We start from the raw sequence: 26,625 nt of genomic DNA, 5'->3' as shown, positions 1-26,625 counted from the left end.
CGCCGGGCGGCCCGCCATCGTATACGGCGGCGTGGTGCGGAGCTTTGTACCGCAGAGGCCCCAAGGGGCCGGTCCGCCGGCACGGGGCCGGCGGACATCTGCCCTCGACGCCCCGCGCATCCCGGCGATACGCGCGGGAGGGGTGGGCGTCGCGGCGTATCGGATCAACCGTTGACGGTTTCCTTCAGGCCCTTGCCGGGCGTGAACTTCGGGGCCTTCGAGGCCTCGATCTTGACCGGCTTGCCGGTGCGCGGGTTGCGGCCTTCGCGCGCGGCGCGGGTCACGACCGAGAAGCTGCCGAAGCCGATGAGCTTGACTTCTTCGCCCGCCTTCAGAGAGGCGGCAATGGCGTCGAAGGTCGCGTCGACCGCAGCCGCGGCAGCGGCCTTCGTCAGCTTGGCCTGTTCGGCCACGGCGGCGACGAGTTCGTTCTTCGTGGTCATTTGACCGGTCCTTCCTTGATTGCACAAGAATCGTCGGTCGCATGCACCGACGACGGGCGGGCACACTTTCCCCAAATCGCGGCGATTGCAAGCTCCTGTGCCGAGAAACCCGCACGAATGCACGATTTTCGTGGCCTTACAGGTATCATAAAACCGTAATCTGCGGCACGTTGGAAGGCCTGCAATTTAGGCGGATACGACCGATTCCACTGCCGCCCGGCGCCGGCGACGACGGCCCGCAGGAACACGAACGGCGGCGCCCGCGAGGGCGCCGCCGTCATGTGTCTGCGCATGGCCCGCAGGGGCCGTCGCGATCAGTGCGCGGCGACGCCGCTCGTCTCGTCGCGGGCGATCACCGGCTCGACCTCGGCGGCCGGGGCCAGCACCTTCTCTTCCCAGACGATCGCCTCGGGCTGGCGGGTGAGCGCGTGCTGGAGCACCTCGTCCATCCGCGACACCGGCACGATCTCCAGCGCGTTCTTCACGTTGTCCGGGATCTCGGCGAGATCCTTCGCGTTCTCCTCGGGGATCAGCACCTTCTTGATGCCGGCCCGCAGGGCGGCGAGGAGCTTCTCCTTGAGGCCGCCGATCGGCAGCACCCGGCCGCGCAGCGTGACCTCGCCGGTCATGGCGACGTCGCGGCGGATCGGGATGCCGGTCAGCACCGAGGTAAGCACGGTCGCCATGGCGACGCCCGCCGACGGGCCGTCCTTCGGGGTCGCCCCCTCGGGAACGTGGACATGGATGTCGCGCCGGTCGAACAGCGGCGGCTCGATGCCGAAATCCACCGCCCGCGAGCGGACATAGGACGCCGCCGCCGAGATCGATTCCTTCATCACGTCGCGCAGGTTGCCCGTGACCGTCATCTTGCCCTTGCCGGGCATCATGACGCCTTCGATGGTGAGGATCTCGCCACCGACCTCGGTCCAGGCAAGCCCGGTGACGACGCCGACCTGGTCCTCGGTCTCGGCCTCGCCGTAGCGGAACTTCGGCGCGCCGAGATAGTCCTCAAGCTGGCGGACCGTGACCTTGACCGTCTTCTTCTTGGTCAGCATCAGGTCCTTCACCGCCTTGCGGGCGAGGTTGGAGATCTCGCGCTCAAGGTTGCGCACGCCCGCTTCCCGCGTGTAGCGGCGAACCAGGGTGAGCAGCGCCTCGTTGTCGATCGACCATTCCTTGGGCTGCAGGCCATGCTTGGCCAGCGCCTGCGGGATCAGGTGGCGACGGGCGATCTCGACCTTCTCGTCCTCCGTGTAGCCGGCGATGCGGATCACCTCCATGCGGTCCAGAAGGGCCGGCGGGATGTTCAGCGTGTTCGCCGTCGTCACGAACATCACGTTCGAGAGGTCGTAGTCGACCTCCAGATAGTGATCGTTGAAGGTGTGGTTCTGCTCGGGGTCGAGGACCTCCAGCAGGGCTGAGGACGGGTCGCCGCGGAAGTCCGCGCCCATCTTGTCGATCTCGTCGAGCAGGAAGAGCGGGTTGGACTTCTTGGCCTTGCGCATCGACTGGATGACCTTGCCGGGCATCGAGCCGATATAGGTCCGCCGGTGGCCGCGGATCTCGGCCTCGTCGCGCACGCCGCCGAGGGCGACGCGCACATACTCACGGCCCGTCGCCTTGGCGATGGACTTGGCGAGCGAGGTCTTGCCGACGCCGGGCGGGCCGACGAGGCACAGGATTGGGCCGGTGAGCTTGTTCTGCCGGCTCTGCACCGCGAGGTACTCGACGATGCGGTCCTTCACCTTGTCGAGGCCGAAGTGATCCGTGTCGAGCACGTTCTGGGCGAAGGGCAGGTCCTTCTTGACCTTGCTCTTGTTGCCCCACGGGATCGACAGCAGCCAGTCGAGATAGTTGCGCACCACGGTCGCCTCGGCGGACATGGGCGACATCTGGCGGAGCTTCTTCAGCTCGTGCGTCGCCTTCTCCCGGGCTTCCTTGGAGAGCTTGACCGTCTTGATGCGCTCTTCCAGCTCGGCCAGCTCGTCACGGCCGTCCTCGCCGTCGCCCAGCTCCTTCTGGATCGCCTTCATCTGCTCGTTCAGATAGTACTCGCGCTGGGTCTTCTCCATCTGGCGCTTGACGCGCGTGCGGATGCGCTTCTCGACCTGAAGGACCGAGATCTCGCTCTCCATCAGCGACAGCACCTTTTCGAGGCGCGTGGTCACCTTGAGGATTTCCAGCACCGCCTGCTTCTCGGGGATCTTGACCGCGAGATGCGAGGCGACGGTGTCCGCCAGCTTCGAGTGGTCCTCGATCTGGGTGACGACGCCGACGACCTCGGGCGAGACCTTCTTGTTCAGCTTCACATAGCTGTCGAACTCGGCGAGCACGGAACGGCCCAGCGCCTCGGCCTCGACCTTGGAGCCGGTGTCCTCCTCCAGCGCCACCGCCTCGGCCTCATAGAGGTCGGCGCGGTCGGTGTAGTGGCTGACCTTGGCGCGCGAAATGCCCTCGACCAGCACCTTCACGGTGCCGTCCGGCAGCTTGAGCAGCTGCAGCACCGAGGCGAGCGTGCCGATCTTGTAGATCGAGCTCGTCGCCGGATCGTCGTCGGAGGCGTTCTCCTGCGTCGCCAGCAGGATGAAGGTGTCGTTCCGCATCACCTCTTCCAGCGCGCGGATGGATTTCTCTCGGCCGACGAAAAGGGGCACGATCATGTGCGGGAAGACGACGATGTCGCGCAGGGGGAGAACCGGGAAGGTCTGCGAGACGCCGGGCGTGAGCGCGGTGCGAGGCTTGGAGCTCGTCATGGCTCTTTCCTTTCAGTTGACGGCCGACCCCGATCCCCGACGCAACGCGCCGTGAAGCGGAACCGTGCCGCAATGCGGCCGGAACGCGAACGTTGATCTCTGTGCGGGAGCTGCGAGTGGCGCGAGGCACGTCGATGCGGTCGAGGACCGGTGGTTGAGGCTGAAATGGCGACGCCTCCGCCCCCCGTCAAGGGAGCCCACCTTGGTCCCTGCCGGGCGCATCCGCCCGGCCTCCGCTTCCGCCGCGTCCTCAGGCACTCGCGCCCGCATCGCCGGCAGCCCGGTCCGCATAGATGTACAGCGGACGCGCATTCTGCTCGACGACCTCCTTGCTGATGACGACCTCCTCGACCCCTTCGAGGCCGGGCAAATCGAACATCGTATCGAGCAGGATGCCCTCCATGATCGAGCGCAGGCCGCGCGCGCCGGTCTTGCGCTCGATGGCCTTGCGGGCGATGGCGCCCAGCGCCTCCTCATGGATGGTGAGCTCGACGTTCTCCATCTCGAACAGCCGCTGATACTGCTTCACCAGCGCGTTCTTCGGCTCGGCGAGGATCTTCTTCAGCGCCTCCTCGTCGAGATCGCCCAGCGTGGCGATCACGGGAAGACGGCCGATGAATTCGGGGATCAGCCCGTACTTCAGCAGATCCTCGGGCTCGACCTCGCGGAACACCTCGCCCGGCTTGCGGTCCTCGGGGGCGGCGACGACGGCGCCGAAGCCGATCGACGTGCCCTTGCCGCGCGACGAGATGATCTTGTCGAGGCCGGCGAAGGCGCCGCCGCAGATGAACAGGATGTTGCTGGTGTCCACCTGCAGGAACTCCTGCTGGGGATGCTTGCGCCCGCCCTGCGGGGGAACGGACGCCACCGTGCCTTCCATGATCTTCAGCAGCGCCTGCTGCACGCCCTCGCCCGAGACGTCGCGGGTGATCGAGGGGTTGTCGGACTTGCGGCTGATCTTGTCGATCTCGTCGATATAGACGATGCCGCGCTGGGCCCGCTCGACATTGTAGTCGGCGGACTGCAGCAGCTTGAGGATGATGTTCTCGACGTCCTCGCCGACATAGCCGGCCTCGGTCAGGGTCGTCGCGTCCGCCATGGTGAAGGGCACGTCGAGGATGCGGGCGAGCGTCTGCGCGAGCAGCGTCTTGCCCGAGCCGGTCGGCCCGATCAGCAGGATGTTGGACTTGGCGAGCTCGACGTCGCCGGCGTGCTTGGTCGCGTGGTTGAGCCGCTTGTAGTGGTTGTGCACCGCCACCGACAGCACGCGCTTGGCATGGAACTGGCCGATCACGTAATCGTCCAGCACCTTGCAGATTTCCTTCGGGGTGGGAATCCCGTCGCGGGACTTCACCAGCGAGGACTTGTTCTCCTCGCGGATGATGTCCATGCACAGCTCGACGCATTCATCGCAGATGAACACGGTAGGTCCCGCAATAAGCTTGCGGACCTCGTGCTGGCTCTTGCCGCAGAACGAGCAATACAGAGTGTTCTTGCTGTCGCCGCCGCCAACCTTGCTCATGCGTCTCTCCGTCCGCTCGGCGGCCCAGGCATCGCCCGGGTCCGCCCCAGTCTCGCAGGCCGCCGCGGGCCTCCAAGGGGGGAGAAACGCGACGGCTCGAAAAGGCCGTCAAAAGGAAGCGACTTAAGGGTCCTGTTCGTAACGTCCAGCCAAGCATGCCGGAACCGACACGATCAAGAAGGCAATCCATCCATCCCCGACTTAGCGTGGATGGGGCGGCTGCCCCGTCGTCCCCCTGTCACACCTCCCGGCGACACATCATCCAGATGTCATGCAAGCGCGATACCGCGATGCACGCAAGTCCGCGCTTCATTTTAGCGCGGACCTGACTGTCAATATAGGAAGCCGGCGTGGCTTCTCAATCACGGCGGCGAGGCCCGTCAGGGCTTGGCCGGAGCCTCTTCGGGACGCTTGTCGATCACATTGTCGATAAGTCCGAAGCTCTTGGCGGTCTCGGCGGTCAGGAAGTTGTCGCGCTCCAGCGCGTCCTCCACCGCCTGCAGCGACTGGCCGGTGTGCTTGACGTAAATCTCGTTCAGACGCCGCTTGAGGCTTTCGACCTCCTTGGCGTGGATGAGAATGTCCGTCACCTGGCCCTGATAGCCGCCCGAGGGCTGGTGCACCATGATTCGCGCGTTCGGCAGCGCGAAGCGCATGCCCGCCTCGCCGGCGGTCAGCAGCAGCGAGCCCATCGAGGCCGCCTGGCCGATGCACAGCGTCGACACCGCCGGCTTGATGAACTGCATCGTGTCGTAGATCGCCAGACCCGACGTCACCACTCCGCCGGGGGAGTTGATGTACATCGAGATTTCCTTCTTCGGGTTCTCCGCCTCAAGGAACAGCAGCTGCGCGACCATGAGGGTCGACATGTTGTCCTCGACCGGACCGGTCAGGAAAATGATGCGCTCCTTCAGGAGGCGCGAATAAATATCGTAGGAACGTTCGCCCCGGTTGGTCTGCTCGACCACCATCGGGACCAGATAATTCATGTAAGTATCGATCGGGTCACGCATATTCCGTTCCTCGGCGGCTCGGCGCACAGGCGCCGCCCGCGAATCCACCCCGCCCACCATAATGGGAAAGCGCGCCCCCGCCAGCCCGACGGGCCATTAAGCCGCGGCGGGCGGGACCGCGCTCGCGCACGGCCCCGCCGCGATCCGGCGGACTCAGGCGGCCTTGTCGGCCTCGTCCTCGGCGTAGAGTTCCTCGCGGGTGACGGGAACCTCGTTGACCTTGGCGAGCTCGAGCAGGAAGTCGACGACCTTCTCCTCGAAGATCGGCGCGCGAAGGCTCGCGAGCGCCTGGGCATTCTGGCGATAGAATTCCCAGACCTGCTGTTCCTGCCCGGGGAACTGGCGGGCACGCTCGACGACGGCGCGGGTCACTTCGTCGTCGGTCACCTGGATGTTGTTCTTCTCACCGATTTCCGCAAGGACCAGGCCGAGGCGCACGCGGCGCTTGGCGATCTTGTCGTAATCGGCGCGGGCCTCCTCCTCGGTGGTGCCCTCGTCGGCGAAGGTGCGCTTCTGCGCTTCCATCTCCGACGTCACCGAATTCCAGATGCCGTCGAATTCCTGCTGTGCCAGCGAGGGCGGCACCTCGAACTGGTGCAGGCCGTCGAGCGCGTCGAGCAGGCGGCGCTTCACCTTGTTGCGGCTCTGGCCGTTATGCTCCTGGGCGATGCGGCTCTTCACCTGCTCGCGCAGCGCGTCGTAGCTCTCAAGGCCGAGGGCCTTGGCGAACTCGTCGCCCTGCGGAAGCTCGGCCGGCGATTCGATCATGCGCGCGGTGACCTCGAAGGAGGCCGCCTTGCCGGCGAGATGGGCCGCCTGATACTCGGCCGGAAAGGTGACCTCGACGGTGCGGGTCTCGTCTTCCTTGATGCCGATGAGCTGGTCCTCGAAGCCGGGGATGAAGCTGTTGGAGCCGAGCACGAGCGGGATGTCCTCGCCCGAACCGCCCTCGAACTTCTCGCCGTCGATGGAGCCGACGAAGTTGATGTGGACGCGGTCGCCCTTCTCGGCTTCGCCCTGCTTGGCGGCGTAGGGGCGGTTCGACTCGGCGATGCGGGTCAGCGTGTCCTCGATCTCCTCATCGCTCACCGCCAGCACCGGCTTGTCGAGGGCGATCGACTTGAAGTCGCCGAGCTCGATCTTCGGCAGCACTTCGAGGCCGACGGTGAAGGTCAGGTCGGCCTTGCCCTCGATCACCTCGTTGACCGCCGCCTCGTCCTGCGGCAGCTCGACCTTGGGCTGCAGCGCCAGCTTGAAGCCGTTGTCCTCGACGATCTGGTTGTTCGCCTCGTTGACCGCCTGGTCGATCACCTCGGCGAGCACCGACTTGCCGTACATGCGCTTGAGATGCGCCACCGGCACCTTGCCCGGACGGAAGCCGTTGAGACGGACCTTGTCCTTGAGCTCGTTGAGGCGGGCATTCGCCTTGGCGTCCAGTTCGGCGGCCGGCAGCACCACGCGGTATTCGCGCTTGAGACCTTCGGCGAGGAGTTCGGTGACCTGCATGTTCAATCGGCCTTCGTCTTGTTTGCCGCTTGCGCGGAGCTCTCGAATGTCTGAGCGCGAACACGCCGCCTGAACGCCGTGGCCTCGCTGGGTCAAATGGATCGGAAGGCGGCACCGGGCAAGGGAAAGACTGGTGCGGGCGGAGGGACTCGAACCCCCACGACTCTCGCCACTGGAACCTAAATCCAGCGCGTCTACCAGTTCCGCCACGCCCGCGGTTGCTCCGGGCGCCCGCCAATCCGCCATATCGGGGCTGGCAACGGCGCACGGGCGCACACCCGAGAAGGTGCCGCCAGCCGGGTGCGGGCTTATAGCACGGCCCTGCCCCAGCGCCAGCCCCAAAAGCGTGCGCCGCGCGCCCTGTGCGCACCCGCCGGAACACGCTTGCGCGATGAACTGCGCGAGGAACGGCTAGACCGGCGCGCCGAGCGCCGCGAACAGCCGCCGGTAGACCGGGCGCAGCGCATCGACCAGATCGTCGGCGACGAGGCCGGGGCCGGCTTCCCGCGCCGCCTCGCCATGCAGCCAGACGGCGGCGCAGGCCGCCTCGAACGGCGCCATGCCCTGCGCCAGCAGCGCGCCGACGATGCCCGCGAGCACATCGCCCGCCCCCGCCGTCGCCAGCCAGGGTGGCGCGTTGGCGGCGATGGCGGCACGCCCGTCCGGCGCCGTGACGACGGTGTCCGCGCCCTTCAGCAACAGCGTTATGCCGAGCCTTGCGGCACCGGCGCGGGCCCGCTCCAGCTTGGAGGGCGCATCGAGAATGTCCCGGCAGCCCTCGAACAGCCGCGCGAACTCGCCGTCATGTGGCGTCGCCACGGCGGCCGGCGAGCCGCGCAGCATGCCGGCGAGCGTGTCGACATCGCCCTTGAAGCTGGTGATGAGGTCGGCATCGAGCACCAGACGGCGGTCGGCGCAGGCGGCGAGCCGGTCGCGCGCGCCCTGCCCCACGCCGAGCCCCGGCCCGAGCACGAGGGTCGACAGCCTCTGGTCGGCCAGCAGCCGCGCGAGGCCCGGCGCGTCCTCGACCGGGCGCACCATCACCGCCGACAGGTTGCTGGCATGGATCGCCAGCGCCGCCTGCGGACAGGCCACCGTCACCAGCCCCGCCCCCGCCCGCAGAGCCGCCCGCGCGGCGAGCCGCGTCGCCCCGGTGGCGTAGGCGGGGCCGGACACGGCGACGAGATGGCCGCGCGCATATTTGTGCCCTTCGGTTCGCGGCACGGGAAAGGCGCCGCCCCACAGATCGGGGATGTTCTCGAACGCGCGGGGAGCGATGACGTCCAGCGCGGTGGGAAGGATGCCGATATCGGCGACGGTGAGTTCGCCGCCATGCACCCGGCCCGGCAGCAGCAGGTGGCCGGGCTTCGGGCGGAAGAAGGTCACGCTCCAGCGGGCGCCTATCGCGGCCCCGCGCACCGCCCCACTGGCGCCGTCGATGCCCGAGGGCAGGTCGACCGCCAGCACCGGTAGCCCGCTCGCATTGACCCGCTCGACCAGAGCGCGGGCCGCGCCGTCGAGATCGCGCGCCAGCCCGGCGCCGAACAGCGCGTCGACGATGAGATCGGCGCCATCGAGCGCCGCCCCGGCCGCGTCCTCCACCGGCCCCTGCCAGCGGCCGGCCATGAGCGCCGCGTCGCCGCGCAGCGCTGCGGCCCGCCCGAGCAGCGCCACGCGGACGCGGTAGCCCGCCCCCGCGAGATGACGGGCCGCGACGAAGCCGTCGCCGCCATTATTGCCGGGCCCGCACAGCACGAGAACATGGCCGCCCACGCGCGCCACCCGCGCGGTAAGGCGCGCCACGGCGAGGCCCGCCCGTTCCATGAGCACCTCGCCGGGAATGCCGGCGGCGATGGTGAAGGCGTCGGCGCGCCCCATTTCCTGCGGGGTGAGAAGTTCCATGCGACAGCCCCTGCGGCCCTGTTTCCGCGATGCGCGAGACGGCCGGCCGCGTTGCGCCAGCTTAGGCGAGAATGGCGACGCCGCGCGAGGCACGCGCGGCAAACGCAGCATTCATCGGCATCTGCCTATTTTTAGCGCGCGCCCGCCGTGTGCGTGTTCGTTATTTCCGTCTATTTTTTACTCATGTCGCACATTTATTAACCTCACCTCGGATTATTCCCACGTTTGCGGGCGCCGGAGCGCGTGCAATGATGCGCACTCTCAGTGTTTTGCGACGGCGGATGGGCTTGGCATGGGTTCTGCTTCTACGCGACCTGACTCGGCCGGGCGTCGCGGATCGTCGAGTCAGGGAGACGGATACAGATGAAGAAGATCGAGGCCATCATTAAGCCCTTCAAGCTGGACGAGGTGAAGGAGGCGCTGCAGGAAGTCGGACTGCAGGGTATCACCGTCACCGAGGCCAAGGGCTTCGGCCGCCAGAAGGGGCATACGGAGCTTTATCGCGGCGCGGAATACGTCGTCGATTTCCTGCCCAAGGTGAAGATTGAGATCGTGGTCGCCGACGAGACGGTGGAAACCGCGATCGACGCGATCCGCCGTGCCGCCCAGACGGGCCGCATCGGCGACGGCAAGATCTTCGTATCGAATATCGAGGAAGCCATCCGAATTCGTACCGGCGAGTCGGGCGTCGACGCCATCTGACAGCCAGCGTAGTATGGTCGCGCCTACCGAGCGCGCCGCATCCTGACGGGTGCGGCGCGTATCGTCGTTGACCATCCGCTTGGGGATTCATCTGCCCTGCAAAAGACGGCAGTATCAGAAGAGGTACGACAAATATGACGACGGCCAAGGATGTACTGAAGCTAATAAAGGACAACGACGTCAAATACGTCGACCTGCGCTTCACCGATCCGCGCGGCAAGTGGCAGCATGTGACCTTCGACATCTCGATGGTCGACGACGACTTCTTCGCCGACGGCCAGGCGTTCGACGGTTCGTCCATCGCGGGCTGGAAGGCGATCAACGAGTCGGACATGCATCTGCAGCCCGATCTCGATTCCGTCTGCATCGACCCGTTCTTCGCCGAGACCACGCTGGTCGTCGTCTGCGACGTTCTGGAGCCGACCACGGGCGAGCCCTATGGCCGCGACCCGCGCGGCATGGCCAAGAAGGCCGAGGCCTACCTGAAGTCCACCGGCATCGGCGACACCGTCTATATCGGCCCCGAGGCCGAGTTCTTCATCTTCGACGACGTGCGCTTCAAGGCGGACCCGTACAATACGGGCTTCAAGCTCGACTCGATCGAGCTGCCGACCAACGGCGACACCGAGTATGAGGGCGGCAATCTCGGCCACCGCGTGAAGACCAAGGGCGGCTACTTCCCCGTCCCGCCGGTCGACAGCGCGCAGGACCTGCGCGGCGAAATGCTGGCGGCCATGGCCCGCATGGGTGCCAAGGTCGAGAAGCATCACCACGAGGTGGCCTCGGCCCAGCACGAGCTCGGCCTGAAGTTCAACACCCTCGTCACGATGGCCGACCACCTGCAGGTCTACAAGTACTGCATCCATCAGGTCGCCAACGTCTACGGCAAGACCGCCACCTTCATGCCGAAGCCCATCTTCGGCGACAACGGCTCGGGCATGCATGTGCACCAGTCGATCTGGAAGGGCGGCAAGCCGCTGTTCGCGGGCAACAAATACGCCGACCTCAGCCAGGAATGCCTGTGGTACATAGGCGGCATCATCAAGCATGCCAAGGCGCTGAACGCCTTCACCAACCCGCTGACCAACTCCTACAAGCGTCTGGTGCCGGGCTATGAGGCGCCCGTGCTGCTCGCCTATTCGGCGCGCAACCGCTCGGCCTCCTGCCGCATCCCCTACACCACCTCGCCCAAGGCGAAGCGCGTCGAGACCCGCTTCCCGGACCCCGGCGCGAACCCCTACCTCGCCTTCGCCGCGCTGCTGATGGCCGGCCTCGACGGCATCCAGAACAAGATCGATCCGGGTCCGGCGATGGACAAGGACCTCTACGACCTGCCGCCGAAGGAGCTCAAGAAGATCCCGACCGTCTGCGGCTCGCTGCGCGAGGCGCTGTCCTCGCTCGACAAGGATCGCGAGTTCCTCAAGAAGGGCGGCGTCTTCGAGGACGACTTCATCAACGCCTATATCGAGCTGAAGATGGCCGAGGTGATGCGCTTCGAGATGACGCCGCACCCGGTCGAGTTCGAGATGTACTACTCGATCTGATCCGCCTGCGGACCTTTGACACCTGCGAAGGGGTGCCCTCGGGCACCCCTTTTGCGTTGGGGCGCGCAGCAGACAGGCCGCCGGGCATCGCCGGGCGGATCCTAGGCCCTGAAGTCCTCGGCGCGCAGGACGACGATCTCGATCCGGTCGCGGCCCGCCGACTTCGCCCGGTACAGCGCGGCATCGGCCCGTTTCAGCATCTGGTGAAGCGCCGCCTCGGCATGGGTGTCGGTGTGGCAGGGCGTCAGCTCGCCGCTCGCCAGCCCGATGCTGACCGTGCAGTGGATCGGCAGCCCCGGTGTCGGCAGCCGTTCCAGCCCTTCCGCAAAATTGCGCTGGATGCGCTCGGCGGCCAGCCGCGCCGCCGGCATGCGCAGGCCCGGCAGCAGCACCGCGAACTCCTCGCCGCCGATCCGGGCGAGAATGCCGGTCCCCGGCATGTCGAGCATCAGCGCCTCGCCGAAGGCCATGAGCACGCGGTCTCCGGCCGCGTGGCCGAAACGGTCGTTGACCTGTTTGAAACGGTCGAGATCGAGCAACATCAGGGCGAGGGCGCCGCCGCGCCGGCAGAGCGGCACGGCTTCGGCATGGAAGCCGCGGCGGTTCAGCAGCCCTGTCAGCGGATCGCGCTGAGCGGCGGTGCGGTACGTCTGCTCGGTGCGCTCGCGCACCAGCATCACCAGCGTGAAACCGACGAGGATCAGCAGCGAGATCGCCAGCAGCCCCATCCACAGATAGCGCGGATCGCTCATGAGGCGCAGGGAATCGCCCTCCACGAAGCTGCCGGCGAACGGGATGCGCAGCAGCGACATGGTGATCGATATGCCGAGCAGCGCGGCGGCCACCGGGCGTACCTTCGAGGGCGCCACCCAGCCGCGCCAGAGCTGGACGAACGCCAGCAGCACCAGAACCACCATGAAGGACGAGCCGAGAACGATCCGGCTGGCGATATGATCGCGAAACAGCGGCAGCTCGCACAGGACGATCCACAGCGCCGGCGCGATCAGCGTGTAGCCGAGGCGCGGCCGGCGCCGGTCGAACACGCGCAGCCCCACCCAGATCAGGCCGTAGCCCAGCAGGACCAGCGCATTCGCCAGCGAGATCGACACGAAATCGGGAATGACCCCGCGCGCCATGATGCCGGCTATGCCGGTGACGAGAATGGCGCAGAACGCCGCCCAATAGAGCAGCGCCGGCTCGTCGGGCGTCACGGTCCAGGCGAGCACCATGACGGCAGACAGCATCAGGCCGATCAGCAGAACGACCGACCAGATAGTCAGTGGATCGAAGCTCATGCGGTCGCCGGCACTCTGTACGCGGAGGCCCGCGCTATCTACCCCGCCACCGGCGGAGGGAGGTAAAGGGGGCTGCGTGACATTAGCCGGAAGCCGCATCCGGTGCCATCGCCACGCGGTCGCGTCGACATCGAAGGGGCGCCGCAGGGTGCCCCTTTTTTTGTGGCGGGCCGACGCCCTATCCATCGATTTTCTGAGAAAATACAGTAGTAATATAATCAAGTCGTATCCACGGACGCGAGTGTCGTGCATGATCTTGCAGCGGCATCATCGCTGGGCTTTCGCGTCCACGGCCGGGGGGAATTTCATGCGTCGTATTGTATTGGGCGCTGTCGCGTCGGTTTTCCTGCTGGGGGCCAGCAGCGCCGCGTTCGCCTCGGCGGGGTGCTCGGCGCTCAACGGCACCTTCTCCGACGGTTCGATCTCGGGCAGCACGTCGGGCACGGGGTTCGTTGCCGGCGACACGATCAGGCTGACCATCACCGCCGTCGGCGGCTCCGACCGGCTCGGCCTCTACAACGCCACCACCCACGACCCGCTGGTTCTGAGCTTCAATACGCTCGGCTCGCAGACCTATGTCGTGCCGGAGGCGACGTCGGACGAATTCATCATCAGCGGCACGCAGTCCAACCCAGGCTCGAATTTCGCGTGGAATTGCACGCCCGGCGGCGGCTCGAACGGCGGGCTCACCGACAGCGAAAAACTGACCAGCGTCCAGTCGATCGGTTCGAAGGTCGTGGCCAACAACTCGGGCGCCGCCATCAGCACCTCGGTGTCCAACGCCATCGATTCCGCGCTGGGCGGACCCGGCCCCTCGACACCGGCAGCCGTGGTCATGACCCGCGAGGAGTTTGCTGATTACGTAGCCCGGAAGGCCTCTCATGGGCAAGGCCCGATAGGAGACTCCCCCGACGCGCACCTCTACCGAATGTCCTACATTGAGGCGCTCCTCACCTACGACAGCCTGTATCTCGCGGGGCTTGTGCCCACGCGAAACCCGAGTACGGTGCCCAAAAACACCAAAATTACCCCGCTTGTGGTGGACATGAGTGTGTCGAGCGAATCCATCATGCGATTCGCCCATTCAGGCGACCGTACCGGCGTCTCGGAAACGGCTGGCGATGCCTTCTCGGCTCTGAGCTATGCCAGCACCAACAAGTCGTTCTCCCTCGCGACGCCGGTATTCGAGCAGAAATGGACTGCCTGGCTCGACGTGCGCGGCAGCGGCTTCGAGCAGTCGGATTCGGACCAGCTCAAGGGCACGCAGATCAACGCCACCGCCGGCCTCACCTACCGGCTCGCCCCCACCGTCGTGGTCGGCGTGTTCGGCGGCTACGAGAATTTCGATTACGATTTCGCCTGGCTCACCGGCAATCTGGATGGAGACGGCGCCACGGTCGGCACTTATGCGGGCTGGCAGATCACGCCGACGCTGCGCTGGAAAGGCATGGTCGGCTGGACCGGGCTCAGCTACGACGCCTCCGCCGGGCTGGCGGCCGGCAGCTTCGACGGCTCGCGCTGGCTGCTCTCGACCGGACTTAGCGGCACCTACGCCGTCGGCAGCTACATCGTCGAGCCCTCCGCCGACGTGTACGCCCTCTGGGAGAGCCAGAGCTCCTATTTCGATACACTTGGGGCGTTTCACGACACGAACGACTTCTCCGCCGGGCGTGTCGCGCTTGGCGGCAAGCTGACAGCGCCGCACGTGTTCGAGGGCGTGATTCCCTATGTCGGCCTCTATGCAGACTGGAACTTCGCCTCGGACGACAACCTGCCGGTGGACGTGCCGGATATCGGCATTGGCGAGGGCTGGTCGGCGCGCGTGACGGGCGGCCTCAACATGCGCGTCTTCGCGGCCGGGTCGCTGTCGCTCGGCGGCGAATATGGCGGCATCGGCGCGGATTACAGCGTGTGGACCGGCACCGCCCGGCTCTCCGTGCCGTTCTGACACGCACCGGGCGAAGGTGAAGGCGGGGGCGGCGATGCCGCCTTCGCCGTGTACCCGCTCTGCCGCAGGCCATCACTACCGGCAGGACACCGCGGCTCAACAGAACGAATGGGCAAACAAAAAGGGCGGGTCGCAGGACCCGCCCTTTCGTATTGGATGCGAGGCGCGCTTAGCGCTTCGAGAACTGGAAGCTGCGGCGGGCCTTGGCCTTGCCGTACTTCTTGCGCTCGACGACGCGCGAGTCGCGGGTCAGGAAGCCGCCCTTCTTGAGCGGGCCGCGCAGCTCGGGCTCGTAATAGGTCAGGGCGCGCGAGATGCCGTGGCGCAGCGCGCCGGCCTGGCCGGAGAGGCCGCCGCCGGACACGGTGGCAACCACGTCGTACTGGCCGGTGCGGGCCGCCGTCGAGAAGGGCTGCTGGATGATGAGGCGCAGCACCGGACGGGCGAAGTAGGTCTCGATGTCCCGCTCATTGACGAGAATCTTGCCGGTGCCCGGACGCACCCACACGCGGGCGACCGCGTTCTTGCGCTTGCCGGTGGCGTAGGCGCGGCCCTGCTTGTCCAGCTTCTGGACATGCTTGGGGGCCTCGGCGGCCTGCGACTTCAGGGCTTCGAGCCCGTCGAGCGACTGGATGAGCTCAGCCATGATCAGATCCCCACATTCTTGCGGTTGAGCGCAGCGACGTCGAGCACTTCCGGCTGCTGGGCCTCGTGCGGGTGGGTGGCGCCCTTGTAGACGCGCAGATTGCCGAGGATCTTGCGGCCGAGCGGGCCGCGGGCGAGCATGCGCTCGACCGCCTTCTCGACGACGCGCTCCGGGAAGCGGCCTTCGAGGATGAACTTGGCCGTCCGCTCCTTGATGCCACCCGGGAAGCCGGTGTGGTGGTAGTAGACCTTGGCGTTACGCTTGTTGCCGGTCAGCACCACCTTGTCGGCGTTGATGACGACGACGTTGTCGCCGCAATCGACGTGCGGGGTGTAGGTCGGCTTGTGCTTGCCCTTGAGGCGGGTCGCGATGAGGACCGCGAGACGCCCGACCACGAGGCCGGAGGCGTCGATCACGACCCACTTCTTTTCTACGTCGGCCGGTTTCGCCGAATAGGTGCGCATGGGAATATCCGTTACAGGGTACGGCCTTTGCGACCGCACTTCTCGTGTGGCGCGGCTTCTAGCCGACGCACCGCGCAACGTCAATGCGATGACATTCAGAATAGTACAATGATTTCAATTGGTTGCAATTTAGGTAATTTATTACCTCGATGCAAGTCCTTGAAATTCGCTCTCCGCGCCCTCCCCGGCCGCCTTGAAACGCGCGATCACGCCCGCCCGCCCCTTCGCCCTGCCGCGCGCCGCCCCATATGAAGAGGCCCGAGGCAGGCAGCGACGGACCGACAATGACCCACGATTCCTACGACGACGCCTTCATCGCCGGCTGGCTCGGCAAGGTGCGCACCATCGCCGTCGTCGGCGCCAGCCCCAATCCGTCGCGGCCGAGCCATGGCGTGGCGCGCTATCTCGCGATGCAGGGCTACAGGGTGTTCGCCATCAACCCCGGACAGGCCGGGCGCAACATCGCCGGCCTGCCGACCTATGCGCGGCTCGCCGACGTGCCCGAGCCGATCGACATGGTGGATGTGTTCCGCGCGCCTGAATATCTCGACGCCGTGGTCGAGGAGGCGCTGGCGCTGGAGCCGCGCCCGAAGCTGATCTGGGGTCAGCTCGGCGTGCGCGACGACCGCGCGGCGGCGAAGGCCGAGGCGGCCGGCGTCGCCGTCATCATGGACCGCTGCCCGGCCATCGAGATTCCGCGCCTGCGCCTGGCGCCGGTGGGCTGAGGGCGCGAACACCACGGACGGTACGGCCCACAAATTCAACAGTTTATTCTCGATATATATTTGTTTTGACAAGCATATTGCGTTTTTTATCGAAGGCGCGACACTGACCGGCAACGGCGCGGCGAAGGCCGATGCCCGGACAGGAGAACGCCATGACCGACGCCTCGCACCATTCCCCCGGCTTCGCCACGCTCGCCGTGCATGCCGGCGCGCAGCCCGACCCGACCACCAAGGCCCGCGCCACCCCCATCTACCAGACGACCTCCTTCGTCTTCGATGATGTGGACCATGCCGCCTCGCTGTTCGGGCTGAAGGCGTTCGGCAACATCTATACCCGCATCGGCAACCCGACCAACGCCGTGCTGGAAGAGCGGGTGGCGGCGCTGGAAGGCGGCACCGCCGCCCTCGCGGTGGCGTCCGGCCATGCCGCCCAGCTCCTCACCTTCCAGACCCTGCTGACGCCCGGCGACGAGTTCATCGCCGCGCGCAAGCTCTATGGCGGCTCGATCAACCAGTTCAACCACGCCTTCAAGAGCTTCGGCTGGAACGTCGTGTGGGCGGATTCGGACGACGTCGCCTCCTTCGAGCGCGCCATCTCGCCCAGGACCAAGGCGATCTTCGTCGAATCCATCGCCAATCCCGGCGGCATCGTCACCGACATCGCGGCCATCGCGAAGGTGGCGAAGCGCGCGGGCGTGCCGCTGATCGTCGACAACACGCTGGCGACCCCCTACCTCATCCGCCCGTTCGAGCACGGCGCGGACATCGTCATCCACTCGGCGACCAAGTTCCTCGGCGGGCACGGCAATTCCATCGGCGGCGTCCTCGTCGACGGCGGCTCGTTCAACTGGCTGCGCGAGAACCGCTACCCCTTCCTGTCGCAGCCGCGCCCGGAATATGAGGGCGTGGTCATCGGCGAGACCTTCGGCAATTTCGCCTTCGCCATCGCCGCCCGCGTGCTCGGCCTGCGCGACCTCGGGCCGGCGCTCTCGCCCTTCAACGCCTTCCTCATCCTCACCGGCATCGAGACGCTGCCGCTGCGCATCCAGCGCCATTGCGACAACGCGCTGGCGGTGGCGACATTCCTCGCCGACCACGAGAAGGTGGCGTGGGTCAGCTATCCCGGCCTGCCGGGCGACCGCTACCACAACCTCGCCCAGCACTACGCCCCCAAGGGCGCGGGCGGCGTCTTCACCTTCGGGCTGAAGGGCGGCTATGAGGCGGGCGTCGCGCTGGTGTCGGGGGTGAAGCTGTTCTCGCACCTCGCCAATATCGGCGACACACGCTCGCTCATCATCCACCCCGCCTCGACCACCCATCGCCAGCTCGCCGACGAGCAGAAGACGCTGGCGGGCGCCGGGCCGGATGTGGTGCGCCTGTCGGTCGGCATCGAGGACGCGGCGGACATCATCGCCGATCTCGATCAGGCGCTGAAAAACGCCTGATTCCGGCCAATCTTGTGCCAGCCTTGCAGATCGTGAATGAAATGTGAGCGTGTCATGCGCGGCGTGCAAAGCTGGGATGCGGTATATTTCCTACCAAATGAGCACGCTGTCGAATATCTAGGCATCGGAATGATTAACGGACGTGCAGCTACCCGGTTCGTCGGGAGGCCGCGATCCGGTTTCGTGAACCGATGGAGACTGACATGCTGCTTTGGGGCCTCGTTGCCAAGCAGATCCGCCGCTACCAGGCGTACCGCCGCACCCTCGTCGAGCTGTCGCAGCTCGACGACCGCACCCTCGCCGACATCAACGTCTCGCGCGGCGAGATCGCGAATGTCGCGCGCCGGGCCGCCGCTGCGGCCTGAGTGACGCACGGGTCGGTCGGACCCGGTGTCCGACGGACGGCTTGAAGAGAATGAACGGCCCCGGAATTTTCCGGGGCCGTTTCTTTTTTGCCCCCGATCCGTGCTAAGGCGCCCCATCAACTGACCTGACGACAGCGGCGCATCCCCACTCATGAGCCTCACCTCGACCCGACCGGTCCATATCATCGGCGGCGGCCTCGCCGGCAGCGAGGCGGCCTGGCAGCTTGCCCGGCGCGGCGTGCCGGTGGTGCTGCACGAGATGCGCCCGGAGCGCGGGACGCAGGCACACAAGACCGACGCGCTGGCCGAGCTGGTCTGTTCCAACTCGTTCCGCTCGGACGACGCGCAGAACAACGCGGTCGGCGTGCTGCACGCGGAGATGCGCCGGCTTGGCTCGCTCATCATGGCCTGCGCCGACCGCCACCAGATTCCGGCCGGCGGCGCGCTGGCGGTGGACCGCGACGGCTTTTCGGCCGCCGTCACCACCGCCATCGCCTCCCGCCCGGAGATCACGCTGGCACGCGGCGAGGTCGCCGGCCTGCCGCCGCAGGACTGGGACAGCGTGATCGTCGCCACCGGCCCCCTCACCTCGCCGGCGCTGGCCGAGGCGATCCGCGCCCGCACGGACGAGCAGGCGCTCGCCTTCTTCGACGCCATCGCCCCCATCGTCCATTTCGATTCCATCGACATGGAGGTGTGCTGGTTTCAGTCGCGCTACGACAAGGTGGGGCCGGGCGGCACCGGCGCCGACTATATCAATTGCCCGATGGACCGGGAGCAGTACGAGGCCTTCGTCGCCGCGCTGGTCGCCAGCGACACGGTGCCGTTCAAGGATTTCGAGACCGAGGCCGGCGCCAACACGCCCTATTTCGACGGCTGCCTGCCGATCGAGGTGATGGCGACGCGCGGACCCGAGACGCTGCGCCACGGCCCGATGAAGCCTATGGGCCTGACCAACGCGCACAACCCGGCGGTGAAGCCCTACGCGGTCGTCCAGCTCCGGCAGGACAATGCGCTGGGCACGCTCTACAACATGGTCGGCTTCCAGACGAAGGCCCGCCATGCCGAACAGGTCCGCCTGTTCCGCATGATCCCGGGGCTGGAGAAGGCGGAATTCGCCCGGCTCGGCGGCCTGCACCGCAACACCTATCTCAATTCGCCGCGCGTGCTCGACGCCACGCTGCGCCTCAAGGCGGAGCCGCGCCTGCGCTTCGCCGGGCAGATCACCGGCTGCGAGGGCTATGTCGAGAGTTCGGCCATGGGGCTGATGGCCGGCCTGTTCACCGCCGCCGAGCGGCTCGGCCGCGACCTCGCGCTGCCGCCGGCGACCACCGCACATGGCGCGCTCATCAACCACATCACCGGCGGCCATATCGAGACGGTGGAAGCCGGCCCGCGCTCCTTCCAGCCGATGAACATCAATTTCGGCCTGTTCCCGCCGCTCGAAGCCGCCCCGACGCGCGACGCGGAGGGCAACCGCCTGCGCGGCACGCAGAAGACGGTCGCCAAGAAACAGGTCATGGCCGCGCGGGCGCTGGCCGATCTCGATGCGTGGGCCGCGCAGCACGCCGATGCCGCCAGCGAGGCCGCCGCGTGACCCCCCCGGAAACCGCCGGTGTCTTCGAGCTCGACACGGTTCTCAAGCGCGACACCTTCTCCACCATCGAGCGCGGCCTGTGGCGCGACGCGCAGGGCAACGCCTTCCCCGCCGTGCGGCGCAATTATGCGGACGTGAAATGGTGGGTGAAGCCGCTCGCCCGTCACTTCGCCAAACGCGAGGCACGCGCGCTCCGGCAGGCACAGGGCAGCGGCCATACGGTGCCGGTCTATGCGCTGGAGGAAGGCCACCTCGTGCGCGGCTTCGTCGACGGCCTCCCGCTGCAGATCGCCAAACCGCGCGGCGACGTTGCCTTCTTCGCCTCGGCGCGCAGGGGGCTGCGCGAAGTGCACCGGCGCGGCATCGCCCATAACGACCTCGCCAAGCCGCAGAACTGGCTCTACGCCGCCGACGGGCGCGCGGTGCTGATGGATTTCCAGCTCGCCATGGTGTTCTCCCGGCGCAGCAAGGCGTTCCGCGTCGCGGCCTATGAGGACATCCGCCACTTCCTCAAGCAGAAGCGCAGCTACTGCCCGGAGGCACTCACCGCGCGCGAGAAGAAGATTCTCGCCCGCAAAAGCCTGTTCACCCGCGTCTGGATGAAGACGGGCAAGAAGGTCTACAATTTCGTCACCCGCCGGCTTCTGAACTACCATGACACGGAAGGGCGCGGCCCGCGCGCCATGGAGCAGGGCCCGCGCATCGCCGAAGCGCTCGGCCAGGTCGCCGGCGTCACCGGCGTGCACATCTGCGACTTCCCCACCGCCGGCCACAGCTTCGGCCTCTACGCCTTCGTAGAAGTGCCGTCCGGGACGGACGAGCAAGCGCTGCGCGCGCATCTGGCGGCAAAGCTGCCGGACATATTGCCGCCCGAGCACCTGCAGACCGTTGCCGCCCTGCCGCGCGACGGCGAGGGCCAGGTGCGCGACGACCTGCTGCGCCTCGTCGCGCTCAACCAGATCGACCAGCTTGCCCTGCTGCCGCGCAGCGAGGCGGAGGAAGCCGCGCTAGCGGCGGTCATCCGCGACCGCCGAAATCTCAGCGACCGGGTGCGCCGGGGCATCTAGCCCGCTGGACGCTAAACACCGGATAAACCAATCTGCTAGAGCCTTTGGTAAGCGCCGGTCGCTAGCGTGAGCGCGTCATTGCACGCCGCCACGTCAGCGCGATCATCTCCATGGAAGCCGATGCCCTCCTTTTCGAGCCCGGGTCCCACCGCCGTGAGGCCTCCCTGCCCGAGCTCCGGCTCCCGTGGACAACGGGAGGCCGGCGGCCGGCGCGGATCGCGCGGCCGCTCGCTCCCGAGCCGCCGCATCTGCGGAGACGCGGCATGACGGGCTGGACACACGGTCTCGTCAACCGGCTGGTGATCCTGTGCGATCTCGCCATGATCGGCCTTTCGGCCACCGCCTATTACTGGATCTGGCACATCTTCGCCGCGCGCCAGACGGCGCTGCTCGGCGTCATCGGGGCGGCGGTCTTCTGCGGCGTGCTCATGCTGGGGCAGGCCTACCGCGTCGAGCACTACCGGCGCGCGCGGCGCCAGATCGCCCATGTGCTGGTCGGGTTCATACCCGCGGCGCTGGCGGTGTGGGTCATCTATTATGCGCTGGTGCCGCCGCAGCCCGGCGATCCCGAGAAGTTCCATCCCTGGGCGCTGCTGACGCTCGCGGTGCTGCTCGTCGGCCGTCTCGTGCTGGTGCGCGCCGGCGTCGCCTGGGTCGACCGCAACAAGCTGCTGGTGCGCAGCACCGTCGTCATCGGCGATCTCGACCGGGCCTATGAGCTGATCGAGCGGTATACGCGCGAGAGCGGGCCGGCCGGGCTGATCTCCTTCGTCGGCGTGTTCCGCGACGGCGGCCGCCCCGCGACCAATGCGGAAACCGCCGGCGACGGGGTGCCGCCGGTGCTCGGCGACATGGAGGACCTGCTGGAACTCGCCAAGGCCGACGTGTTCGATCTCGTGATCGTCACCAAGGACTGGGGCGACATGCGGCGCATCGGCACCATCACCCGCCAGCTACACCGCGTGGCGACCGACGTGATGGTGGAGATGGAGCCGGAGGTGTTCACCGCCGGCTCGGCCCATGTCGCGCGGATCGGCGAGCGCGCGGCGCTGCAGGTGCAGCAGCGCCCGCTCAAGGGTTCGCTGCGCATATTGAAGGCGCTGGAGGATTACAGCATCGCCGGTGTCGGGCTCCTCGTCTTCGGCCCGGTGCTGCTGCTGGCGGCGCTGGCGATCAAGCTCGATTCGCCCGGCCCGGTGCTGTTCCGCCAGGCGCGTGTCGGGCTGAACCGGCGCGAATTCATGGTCTACAAGCTGCGCACCATGCGCTTCGACCCCGGCGACGACGGCTCGGTCGGCGCCGTGCAGCGCGACCCGCGCATCACCCGCGTCGGCGCCATCCTGCGCAGCCTCTCCATCGACGAAATCCCCCAGCTCCTCAACGTGCTGCGCGGCGAGATGTCCGTCGTCGGCCCGCGCCCGCATGTGCCGAACATGCTCATCAACGAGGATCTGCGCTATGAAGCGGTGCGGGACTATGTTGCCCGCTACCGCATGAAGCCGGGAATCACCGGCTGGGCGCAGATCAACGGCATGCGCGGCGGCATCTACACCATGGAGAAGGCCGCGCGCGGCGTGGAGCTGGATCTCTACTACATCGAGCACTGGTCGATATGGTTCGATATCCGCATCATCCTGCTGACCATGACCAAGGGCCTCGCCGACACCTCGGCGTTCTGACGCTGCTTGTGGTCCTGCTGGCGGCGCTCACCCCTGCCCGCGCCGAGGCGCAGCGCCCCTTCCTCGCTTATCACGCGAGCTGGTACGACGTGTTCGCCACGCGGGGAGACGAGACCACCCTCGCCCGCCTGCCCGGCTATCTCACCCATGTCGCGCTCGCCTTCGCCCGGCCTGATCTGACCTATCCCGGCGGCCTCGATCTCTCCGGCACCGGGCTGCAATATCCCTATTCCGGCGCGGTGCTGAAGGAGGCGATCGCGCGCCTCAAGTCCCGCCACCCCGGCATCGCGGTGCTGGTCTCCGTCGGCGGCGCGAACGCGCATGGCTGGGGGCGTTTCGACGAGGCGGCGCTGGCCCGGCTGGTGGGCGATCTCGGCGCCGATGGCGTGGACATCGACTTCGAGTCGGAAAACCCCTCCTGCACGACGGTGTCCAGTCGCGTCCACTGCGCCGACGATGCCCTGATGGTCGAGATCGTGCGCCGGATACGCGCGGTGCTGCCGCGCCCGCATGTGGTGAGCGTCGCCGGCTGGAGCGTCGGCGCCTATGGCGAGGGCAGCTTCGCCGACGCCCCGCCCCGCAGCCCGTGGCGCGGCTCGCTGCTGGCGCTGCTGCACTCCCCGGAGGCGGGCGAACTCGATCTGGTCTCCATCATGAGCTACGACGCCGGACCGGCCTATCGCCCGGCGCAGGCGTTCCGCGCCTATCGCGCGGCGTGGAAGGGACCGCTGGCGCTCGGCGTCGCGGTGATGCCCTCGACTCAGGGCGGCCCGCGCTACACGGTCGACTATACGGTGGCGACGCTCTCCGAAATCCTGCGCGATCCCTCGGGCGGGGCGATGCTCTACGCCCTGCTCGAAGTGCCGCCCGGCACGCCGGGACCCGACAATCCCGACTACCGCACCCTGTCGGGCCTCATCTGCCTGACGCTGGAGCTCGACGGCTGCGACGCGCCGATGCCGTAAGCGCCCTCAGGCGCGCAGGGCCGGCCCCTCGGGGTGGCGAGCAATGATGTTCATGAAATCGGACGGGCGCTCCGCGAGCGGATGCAGGCCGCCATCGTCGTCCAGCCGCTCGAAACGGTAGCCGAGCGCGGCGAGCCGGTTCCACGCCGCCGCCGTGTCGCCGCCCGCGGTGACCAGCGTGGGGCAGTTCATCTCGAAGATCACCGTGGGATGATAGGCGGCCAGTGTTTCCGAAGCTCCGGCGATCACCTGCCCCTCGGCGCCTTCCACGTCGATCTTGATGCAGTCGACGCGCGGCAAGGCGAGATCGCGCACGAGCAGGTCGAGCGTCGTCAGTTCCACCGTCTCGCTGCCGGCGTTCGAGCCGTCGCTCACCAGCGAATAGGCCTGCGGGTCGTGGCCGAGCGGGTTGTGAAACAGCGCCGCGTTGCCTGGCGCGTCGGACAGCGCCTTGCGCACGACCGCGACATTCCGGAAGCTGTTCAGCGCGATGTTGGCGTCGAGCTGGCCGCCCGCCTCGGTGCCCGGCTCCACCGCCACCACCCGGCCCGCGCGCGGCGCCGCCTTCAGGGTGAACAGACCGACATTCGCGCCGACATCGACGAAGACGTCGCCCTTGCCAACGAATTTCTGCAGATAGTCCAGCTCCGGCTCCACCGCGTCGCGCAGCAGATAGGCCGTCACCGAGGTGAAGCGCAGGTCGGCGGGCACGCGCAGCCGGGCGCCCGGCACCAGCTCGAACACCGGGCTGCGCCGAAGCGCGACATTGAAGGCCAGCGCGACGCCGCGCCCGATCACCGTCAGGGGCGCGCGGCGGAAGGCGGGTTCGTGCAGCAGCTTGGCGACGCGGCGCAGCATGTCAGGTCCTGGTGCGATGTCGGTGGGTGGAAAAGCTTATGCGGTGGGCCGGCGCGGCTGTCGAGGGCAGGCGGCCATGCACCCGGCTCATATAGACGCCGAGCGCCAGCACGACGCCGAGCTCGCCGGGGGTGAACACCAGCGAATAGACTGGCGAGGTGATCAGCATGTAGAGCACGTAGTCGGACAGGGCGAGTTGCATCGGGTCGTCGCCGACGCGCGCGGCGCGCAGCAGCACGAAGTAGCTCAGCACATAGAGCCCGGCCAGCAACACCGCGCCGACGATGCCGTATTCGAACACGACTCCGAACCAGCCGAGGTCGGCGACGTAGAAATTGCTGTTCTGGAAGATGTCGGCCAGCGTGATGCTGCCGAAGCGCGTGGTGGCGCCCACGCCGAACAGCCAGCGCCACGGGTCCTCGCCGAGAAAGGCCGAGCCGAGCGCGAAGGAGGTCTGGCGCACGGTGAGCGAGCCGCCGAGCGAATCCGTCAGCCCTTCGATATCGCGCAACATGAAATAGGCGAGCGCCAGCGGCACCGTCGCCACTGCGAGGCCGCCCGCCAGCAGGCGCAGGCGCGGCGCCAGCGAGATGAGGAAGCCATAGCCGCACACCAGGAACATGGCGGCGATGGCGGCGCGCTGCTTGTAGATGGTCAGCAGCAGGACGAAACCGAGCAGGATCGCCAGCGGCACCAGCACGTTCGGCCGCTGTATGAAGCTGCGGGTGAGATAGAACAGGTACAGCGCGCCGAAGAACATCGGCATGTAGATGCGGTAGCCGCGCTCCTCCTCGATCATGAACAGCTTGCCGAGCTGGGGATCGTTCACATAGGAGCTCGACGGCATCAGGATCCAGAGCGCCAGCATCAGGATGAAGGTGCCCGCGCCCAGCACCACCAGCGCCGTCTTCGTCCGCAAGAAGGTGGGCGACAGCCAGAACAGCACCGCCGAGAGGCCGAAATAATAGGTCAGCGGCCAGATCTTCACCGTGGTGATGATCGCGTCGACCAGACCGTTGCCGAGCTGGAGGATCGAGATGAACGGGGTGAGGCCCAGCGCATAGGCGAAATAGATGAGATAGAGCCGCCGCGCCGGCAGCTGCAGCCGCAGCGCCGCGTAGAGGCTGGCGGGAAGCGTGAGGACCGGCCATCCCTTCGACAGCAGATAGGGAAGCGTGAATTCGTGCAGATAGTAGAAGCTCTGCGCGAAGAGCGGCAGGCAGCCGAGCAGCAGCGCCATCGTCATCGCGCCGGAGAAGCGCTCACCGGTCTGCGGCTCGACCACGGGGGTGAAGGCCCGCGGCAGCGTGACCGCCGCCTTGCGCCGGCCGGCCACCCTCATCGCCGCGCCTTCCCGATCCCGTAGGCGGACGGATCGAACCGCACCCGCAGCGCGATCCACAGGATCGGCAGCGAATCGATGAAGACGCGCCGCGCATGGGCGCGCGGGTTGAGCGCCAGCCGGTACACCCCTTCGAGGCCCAGCCGGCGCATGAGTTGCGGCGCGCGCGGCACCATGCCGGTGGAGAAGCTGAGCGAGGAGCCGACGCAGAGCCCGCAGCCCACCGCGCCGCCGCGCAGCGCCACCTCATGGGCGAGATATTCGCTCTGCGGCGCGCCGACGACGAGGAACACGTAACGCGCGGGATGGGCGATCACGAAGTCGACGCAGGCGGCGACCTCGGCGGGCCGCGCGATGAAACCCATGGAGGGGTTGAGATGGGCGATCTCGCGCAGGCCGAACATCTCCTTCAGCCGCGAGACCAGTTCGCCGCTGCCGCCGATCACCGTCACCCTGTCCTGCGGGCGGACATGGCGGCGCAGCAGCAGGTCGGTCACGTCGCTGCCGGCGGCGTGCGGCAGCGCGAGCCCGAACAGCCGCCGGGCCAGCGCGCGCGGCAGTTGCCCGTCCATCAGGCGCAGCCAGGCCCCGTCATAGGCGGCGCGCAGGCGCGTGTCAGCGAGCCGGGTCAGCCGGTTGAGATGGGCGGCGTTCGGCGTCACCACATAGGCGAAGGGCGCGTCCGCGGGTCGTGCGGCGATGAGCGCGGCCGCCTCGCCGGCATCGAGCCGGGCGATCGGCACGCCGAGGAATTCCGCCTGCGGTGGCGTGCCCGCCACATCGCCCGCCCTCCCGGCCGCCGGGCCGTCCGCCAATTCGCCCGACGCGTCGGCCATCGGCCGTG

At 67.4% G+C, this 26,625-nt stretch carries 22 protein-coding genes and 1 tRNA gene; 10 read left to right on the top strand and 13 right to left on the bottom strand.

What is annotated here, in order from left to right:
- Positions 1-164: 164 nt before the first annotated feature.
- The 7 genes from MWN33_RS15360 to MWN33_RS15330 all read right to left on the bottom strand — a co-directional run bounded on the left by MWN33_RS15360 (position 165) and on the right by MWN33_RS15330 (position 9,139).
- A complete protein-coding gene (locus MWN33_RS15360) occupies positions 165-443 on the bottom strand; it encodes an HU family DNA-binding protein (RefSeq protein WP_013167015.1) in 279 nt (92 codons plus the stop codon).
- Positions 444-757: 314 nt separating this feature from the next.
- A complete protein-coding gene (gene lon, locus MWN33_RS15355; protein WP_247201921.1) occupies positions 758-3,196 on the bottom strand; it encodes an endopeptidase La in 2,439 nt (812 codons plus the stop codon).
- A 250-nt stretch (positions 3,197-3,446) separates the two neighbouring features.
- Entirely contained in the window at positions 3,447-4,718 is a 1,272-nt protein-coding gene (gene clpX, locus MWN33_RS15350; RefSeq protein ID WP_144342625.1) for an ATP-dependent Clp protease ATP-binding subunit ClpX, read from the bottom strand.
- Positions 4,719-5,098: 380 nt separating this feature from the next.
- Positions 5,099-5,731 (bottom strand): ATP-dependent Clp protease proteolytic subunit, encoded by a 633-nt coding sequence (locus tag MWN33_RS15345; RefSeq protein ID WP_247201920.1) that lies wholly within the window; start codon positions 5,729-5,731, stop codon positions 5,099-5,101.
- Positions 5,732-5,884: 153 nt separating this feature from the next.
- A complete protein-coding gene (gene tig / locus MWN33_RS15340) occupies positions 5,885-7,237 on the bottom strand; it encodes a trigger factor (RefSeq protein ID WP_247202087.1) in 1,353 nt (450 codons plus the stop codon).
- Between the two features lie 131 nt (positions 7,238-7,368).
- Positions 7,369-7,453 (bottom strand) — tRNA-Leu (locus tag MWN33_RS15335).
- Between the two features lie 195 nt (positions 7,454-7,648).
- The gene (locus MWN33_RS15330; protein ID WP_247201919.1) at positions 7,649-9,139 is read right to left on the bottom strand and encodes an NAD(P)H-hydrate dehydratase; all 1,491 of its coding nucleotides are present in this window, start codon (positions 9,137-9,139) and stop codon (positions 7,649-7,651) included.
- A 363-nt stretch (positions 9,140-9,502) separates the two neighbouring features.
- Between MWN33_RS15330 and MWN33_RS15325 the strand changes: the two genes are divergently transcribed.
- Both MWN33_RS15325 and glnA read left to right on the top strand, forming a co-directional pair.
- Positions 9,503-9,841, top strand: a complete 339-nt coding sequence (locus MWN33_RS15325; protein ID WP_213372002.1) for a P-II family nitrogen regulator — start codon at positions 9,503-9,505, stop codon at positions 9,839-9,841.
- 134 nt (positions 9,842-9,975) lie between these two features.
- Positions 9,976-11,385, top strand: a complete 1,410-nt coding sequence (gene glnA, locus MWN33_RS15320) for a type I glutamate--ammonia ligase (protein WP_247201918.1) — start codon at positions 9,976-9,978, stop codon at positions 11,383-11,385.
- A gap of 101 nt (positions 11,386-11,486) precedes the next feature.
- Here the strand turns inward: glnA and MWN33_RS15315 are convergent, their stop codons facing one another.
- Complete coding sequence (locus MWN33_RS15315) at positions 11,487-12,680, bottom strand: GGDEF domain-containing protein (RefSeq protein WP_247201917.1); 1,194 nt, start codon at positions 12,678-12,680, stop codon at positions 11,487-11,489.
- Positions 12,681-12,987: 307 nt separating this feature from the next.
- Between MWN33_RS15315 and MWN33_RS15310 the strand changes: the two genes are divergently transcribed.
- The gene (locus tag MWN33_RS15310; RefSeq protein ID WP_247201916.1) at positions 12,988-14,628 is read left to right on the top strand and encodes an autotransporter outer membrane beta-barrel domain-containing protein; all 1,641 of its coding nucleotides are present in this window, start codon (positions 12,988-12,990) and stop codon (positions 14,626-14,628) included.
- Positions 14,629-14,797: 169 nt separating this feature from the next.
- Here MWN33_RS15310 and rpsI read toward each other — a convergent pair whose 3' ends face one another.
- A complete protein-coding gene (rpsI, locus tag MWN33_RS15305; protein ID WP_247201915.1) occupies positions 14,798-15,274 on the bottom strand; it encodes a 30S ribosomal protein S9 in 477 nt (158 codons plus the stop codon).
- A 2-nt stretch (positions 15,275-15,276) separates the two neighbouring features.
- Entirely contained in the window at positions 15,277-15,738 is a 462-nt protein-coding gene (gene rplM / locus MWN33_RS15300) for a 50S ribosomal protein L13 (RefSeq protein ID WP_247201914.1), read from the bottom strand.
- Positions 15,739-16,022: 284 nt separating this feature from the next.
- Here rplM and MWN33_RS15295 point away from each other — a divergent pair, with 284 nt between their 5' ends.
- The 7 genes from MWN33_RS15295 to MWN33_RS15265 all read left to right on the top strand — a co-directional run bounded on the left by MWN33_RS15295 (position 16,023) and on the right by MWN33_RS15265 (position 23,581).
- Complete coding sequence (locus MWN33_RS15295) at positions 16,023-16,463, top strand: CoA-binding protein (RefSeq protein ID WP_247201913.1); 441 nt, start codon at positions 16,023-16,025, stop codon at positions 16,461-16,463.
- A gap of 152 nt (positions 16,464-16,615) precedes the next feature.
- Positions 16,616-17,908, top strand: coding sequence for an O-acetylhomoserine aminocarboxypropyltransferase (locus MWN33_RS15290; RefSeq protein WP_247201912.1), 1,293 nt, complete (start codon positions 16,616-16,618; stop codon positions 17,906-17,908).
- 203 nt (positions 17,909-18,111) lie between these two features.
- Positions 18,112-18,273, top strand: a complete 162-nt coding sequence (locus MWN33_RS15285) for a DUF1127 domain-containing protein (protein ID WP_247201911.1) — start codon at positions 18,112-18,114, stop codon at positions 18,271-18,273.
- A 151-nt stretch (positions 18,274-18,424) separates the two neighbouring features.
- Positions 18,425-19,870, top strand: a complete 1,446-nt coding sequence (trmFO, locus tag MWN33_RS15280) for a methylenetetrahydrofolate--tRNA-(uracil(54)-C(5))-methyltransferase (FADH(2)-oxidizing) TrmFO (protein ID WP_247201910.1) — start codon at positions 18,425-18,427, stop codon at positions 19,868-19,870.
- Complete coding sequence (locus MWN33_RS15275) at positions 19,867-20,937, top strand: serine/threonine protein kinase (RefSeq protein ID WP_247201909.1); 1,071 nt, start codon at positions 19,867-19,869, stop codon at positions 20,935-20,937. The genes trmFO and MWN33_RS15275 overlap by 4 nt, the downstream gene beginning before the upstream one ends.
- A 263-nt stretch (positions 20,938-21,200) precedes the next feature.
- Complete coding sequence (locus MWN33_RS15270; RefSeq protein ID WP_247201908.1) at positions 21,201-22,616, top strand: exopolysaccharide biosynthesis polyprenyl glycosylphosphotransferase; 1,416 nt, start codon at positions 21,201-21,203, stop codon at positions 22,614-22,616.
- 8 nt (positions 22,617-22,624) lie between these two features.
- A complete protein-coding gene (locus tag MWN33_RS15265; protein ID WP_247201907.1) occupies positions 22,625-23,581 on the top strand; it encodes a glycosyl hydrolase family 18 protein in 957 nt (318 codons plus the stop codon).
- 6 nt (positions 23,582-23,587) lie between these two features.
- Here MWN33_RS15265 and MWN33_RS15260 read toward each other — a convergent pair whose 3' ends face one another.
- Genes MWN33_RS15260 through MWN33_RS15250 form a run of 3 tightly spaced genes read right to left on the bottom strand, consistent with a single transcriptional unit; the run spans position 23,588 to position 26,617 of the window.
- A complete protein-coding gene (locus tag MWN33_RS15260; protein ID WP_247201906.1) occupies positions 23,588-24,439 on the bottom strand; it encodes an FkbM family methyltransferase in 852 nt (283 codons plus the stop codon).
- Position 24,440: 1 nt separating this feature from the next.
- Positions 24,441-25,781 (bottom strand): hypothetical protein, encoded by a 1,341-nt coding sequence (locus MWN33_RS15255; protein ID WP_247201905.1) that lies wholly within the window; start codon positions 25,779-25,781, stop codon positions 24,441-24,443.
- Positions 25,778-26,617 carry a WecB/TagA/CpsF family glycosyltransferase gene (locus MWN33_RS15250; RefSeq protein ID WP_247201904.1) on the bottom strand — a complete coding sequence of 280 codons (840 nt, stop codon included), beginning with the start codon at positions 26,615-26,617 and terminating at the stop codon, positions 25,778-25,780. Before MWN33_RS15250 ends, MWN33_RS15255 begins: the two co-directional genes overlap by 4 nt.
- Positions 26,618-26,625 lie beyond the last annotated feature (8 nt).

Origin of the sequence: Ancylobacter koreensis (genome assembly GCF_023016525.1) — a bacterium.
Lineage (GTDB): Bacteria > Pseudomonadota > Alphaproteobacteria > Rhizobiales > Xanthobacteraceae > Ancylobacter > Ancylobacter koreensis.
Note: the sequence above shows the minus strand (reverse complement) of the source record. Positions and strands in the feature narration are given on the sequence as shown.

Bases quoted from the DNA above. Each gene is read 5' to 3' on its own strand.
- MWN33_RS15360 (WP_013167015.1), bottom strand. From the start codon at position 443: ATGACCACGAAGAACGAACTCGTCGCCGCCGTGGCCGAACAGGCCAAG.
- lon (WP_247201921.1), bottom strand. From the start codon at position 3,196: ATGACGAGCTCCAAGCCTCGCACCGCGCTCACGCCCGGCGTCTCGCAG.
- clpX (WP_144342625.1), bottom strand. From the start codon at position 4,718: ATGAGCAAGGTTGGCGGCGGCGACAGCAAGAACACTCTGTATTGCTCG.
- MWN33_RS15345 (WP_247201920.1), bottom strand. From the start codon at position 5,731: ATGCGTGACCCGATCGATACTTACATGAATTATCTGGTCCCGATGGTG.
- tig (WP_247202087.1), bottom strand. From the start codon at position 7,237: ATGCAGGTCACCGAACTCCTCGCCGAAGGTCTCAAGCGCGAATACCGC.
- MWN33_RS15330 (WP_247201919.1), bottom strand. From the start codon at position 9,139: ATGGAACTTCTCACCCCGCAGGAAATGGGGCGCGCCGACGCCTTCACC.
- MWN33_RS15325 (WP_213372002.1), top strand. From the start codon at position 9,503: ATGAAGAAGATCGAGGCCATCATTAAGCCCTTCAAGCTGGACGAGGTG.
- glnA (WP_247201918.1), top strand. From the start codon at position 9,976: ATGACGACGGCCAAGGATGTACTGAAGCTAATAAAGGACAACGACGTC.
- MWN33_RS15315 (WP_247201917.1), bottom strand. From the start codon at position 12,680: ATGAGCTTCGATCCACTGACTATCTGGTCGGTCGTTCTGCTGATCGGC.
- MWN33_RS15310 (WP_247201916.1), top strand. From the start codon at position 12,988: ATGCGTCGTATTGTATTGGGCGCTGTCGCGTCGGTTTTCCTGCTGGGG.
- rpsI (WP_247201915.1), bottom strand. From the start codon at position 15,274: ATGGCTGAGCTCATCCAGTCGCTCGACGGGCTCGAAGCCCTGAAGTCG.
- rplM (WP_247201914.1), bottom strand. From the start codon at position 15,738: ATGCGCACCTATTCGGCGAAACCGGCCGACGTAGAAAAGAAGTGGGTC.
- MWN33_RS15295 (WP_247201913.1), top strand. From the start codon at position 16,023: ATGACCCACGATTCCTACGACGACGCCTTCATCGCCGGCTGGCTCGGC.
- MWN33_RS15290 (WP_247201912.1), top strand. From the start codon at position 16,616: ATGACCGACGCCTCGCACCATTCCCCCGGCTTCGCCACGCTCGCCGTG.
- MWN33_RS15285 (WP_247201911.1), top strand. From the start codon at position 18,112: ATGCTGCTTTGGGGCCTCGTTGCCAAGCAGATCCGCCGCTACCAGGCG.
- trmFO (WP_247201910.1), top strand. From the start codon at position 18,425: ATGAGCCTCACCTCGACCCGACCGGTCCATATCATCGGCGGCGGCCTC.
- MWN33_RS15270 (WP_247201908.1), top strand. From the start codon at position 21,201: ATGACGGGCTGGACACACGGTCTCGTCAACCGGCTGGTGATCCTGTGC.
- MWN33_RS15260 (WP_247201906.1), bottom strand. From the start codon at position 24,439: ATGCTGCGCCGCGTCGCCAAGCTGCTGCACGAACCCGCCTTCCGCCGC.
- MWN33_RS15255 (WP_247201905.1), bottom strand. From the start codon at position 25,781: ATGAGGGTGGCCGGCCGGCGCAAGGCGGCGGTCACGCTGCCGCGGGCC.
- MWN33_RS15250 (WP_247201904.1), bottom strand. From the start codon at position 26,617: ATGGCCGACGCGTCGGGCGAATTGGCGGACGGCCCGGCGGCCGGGAGG.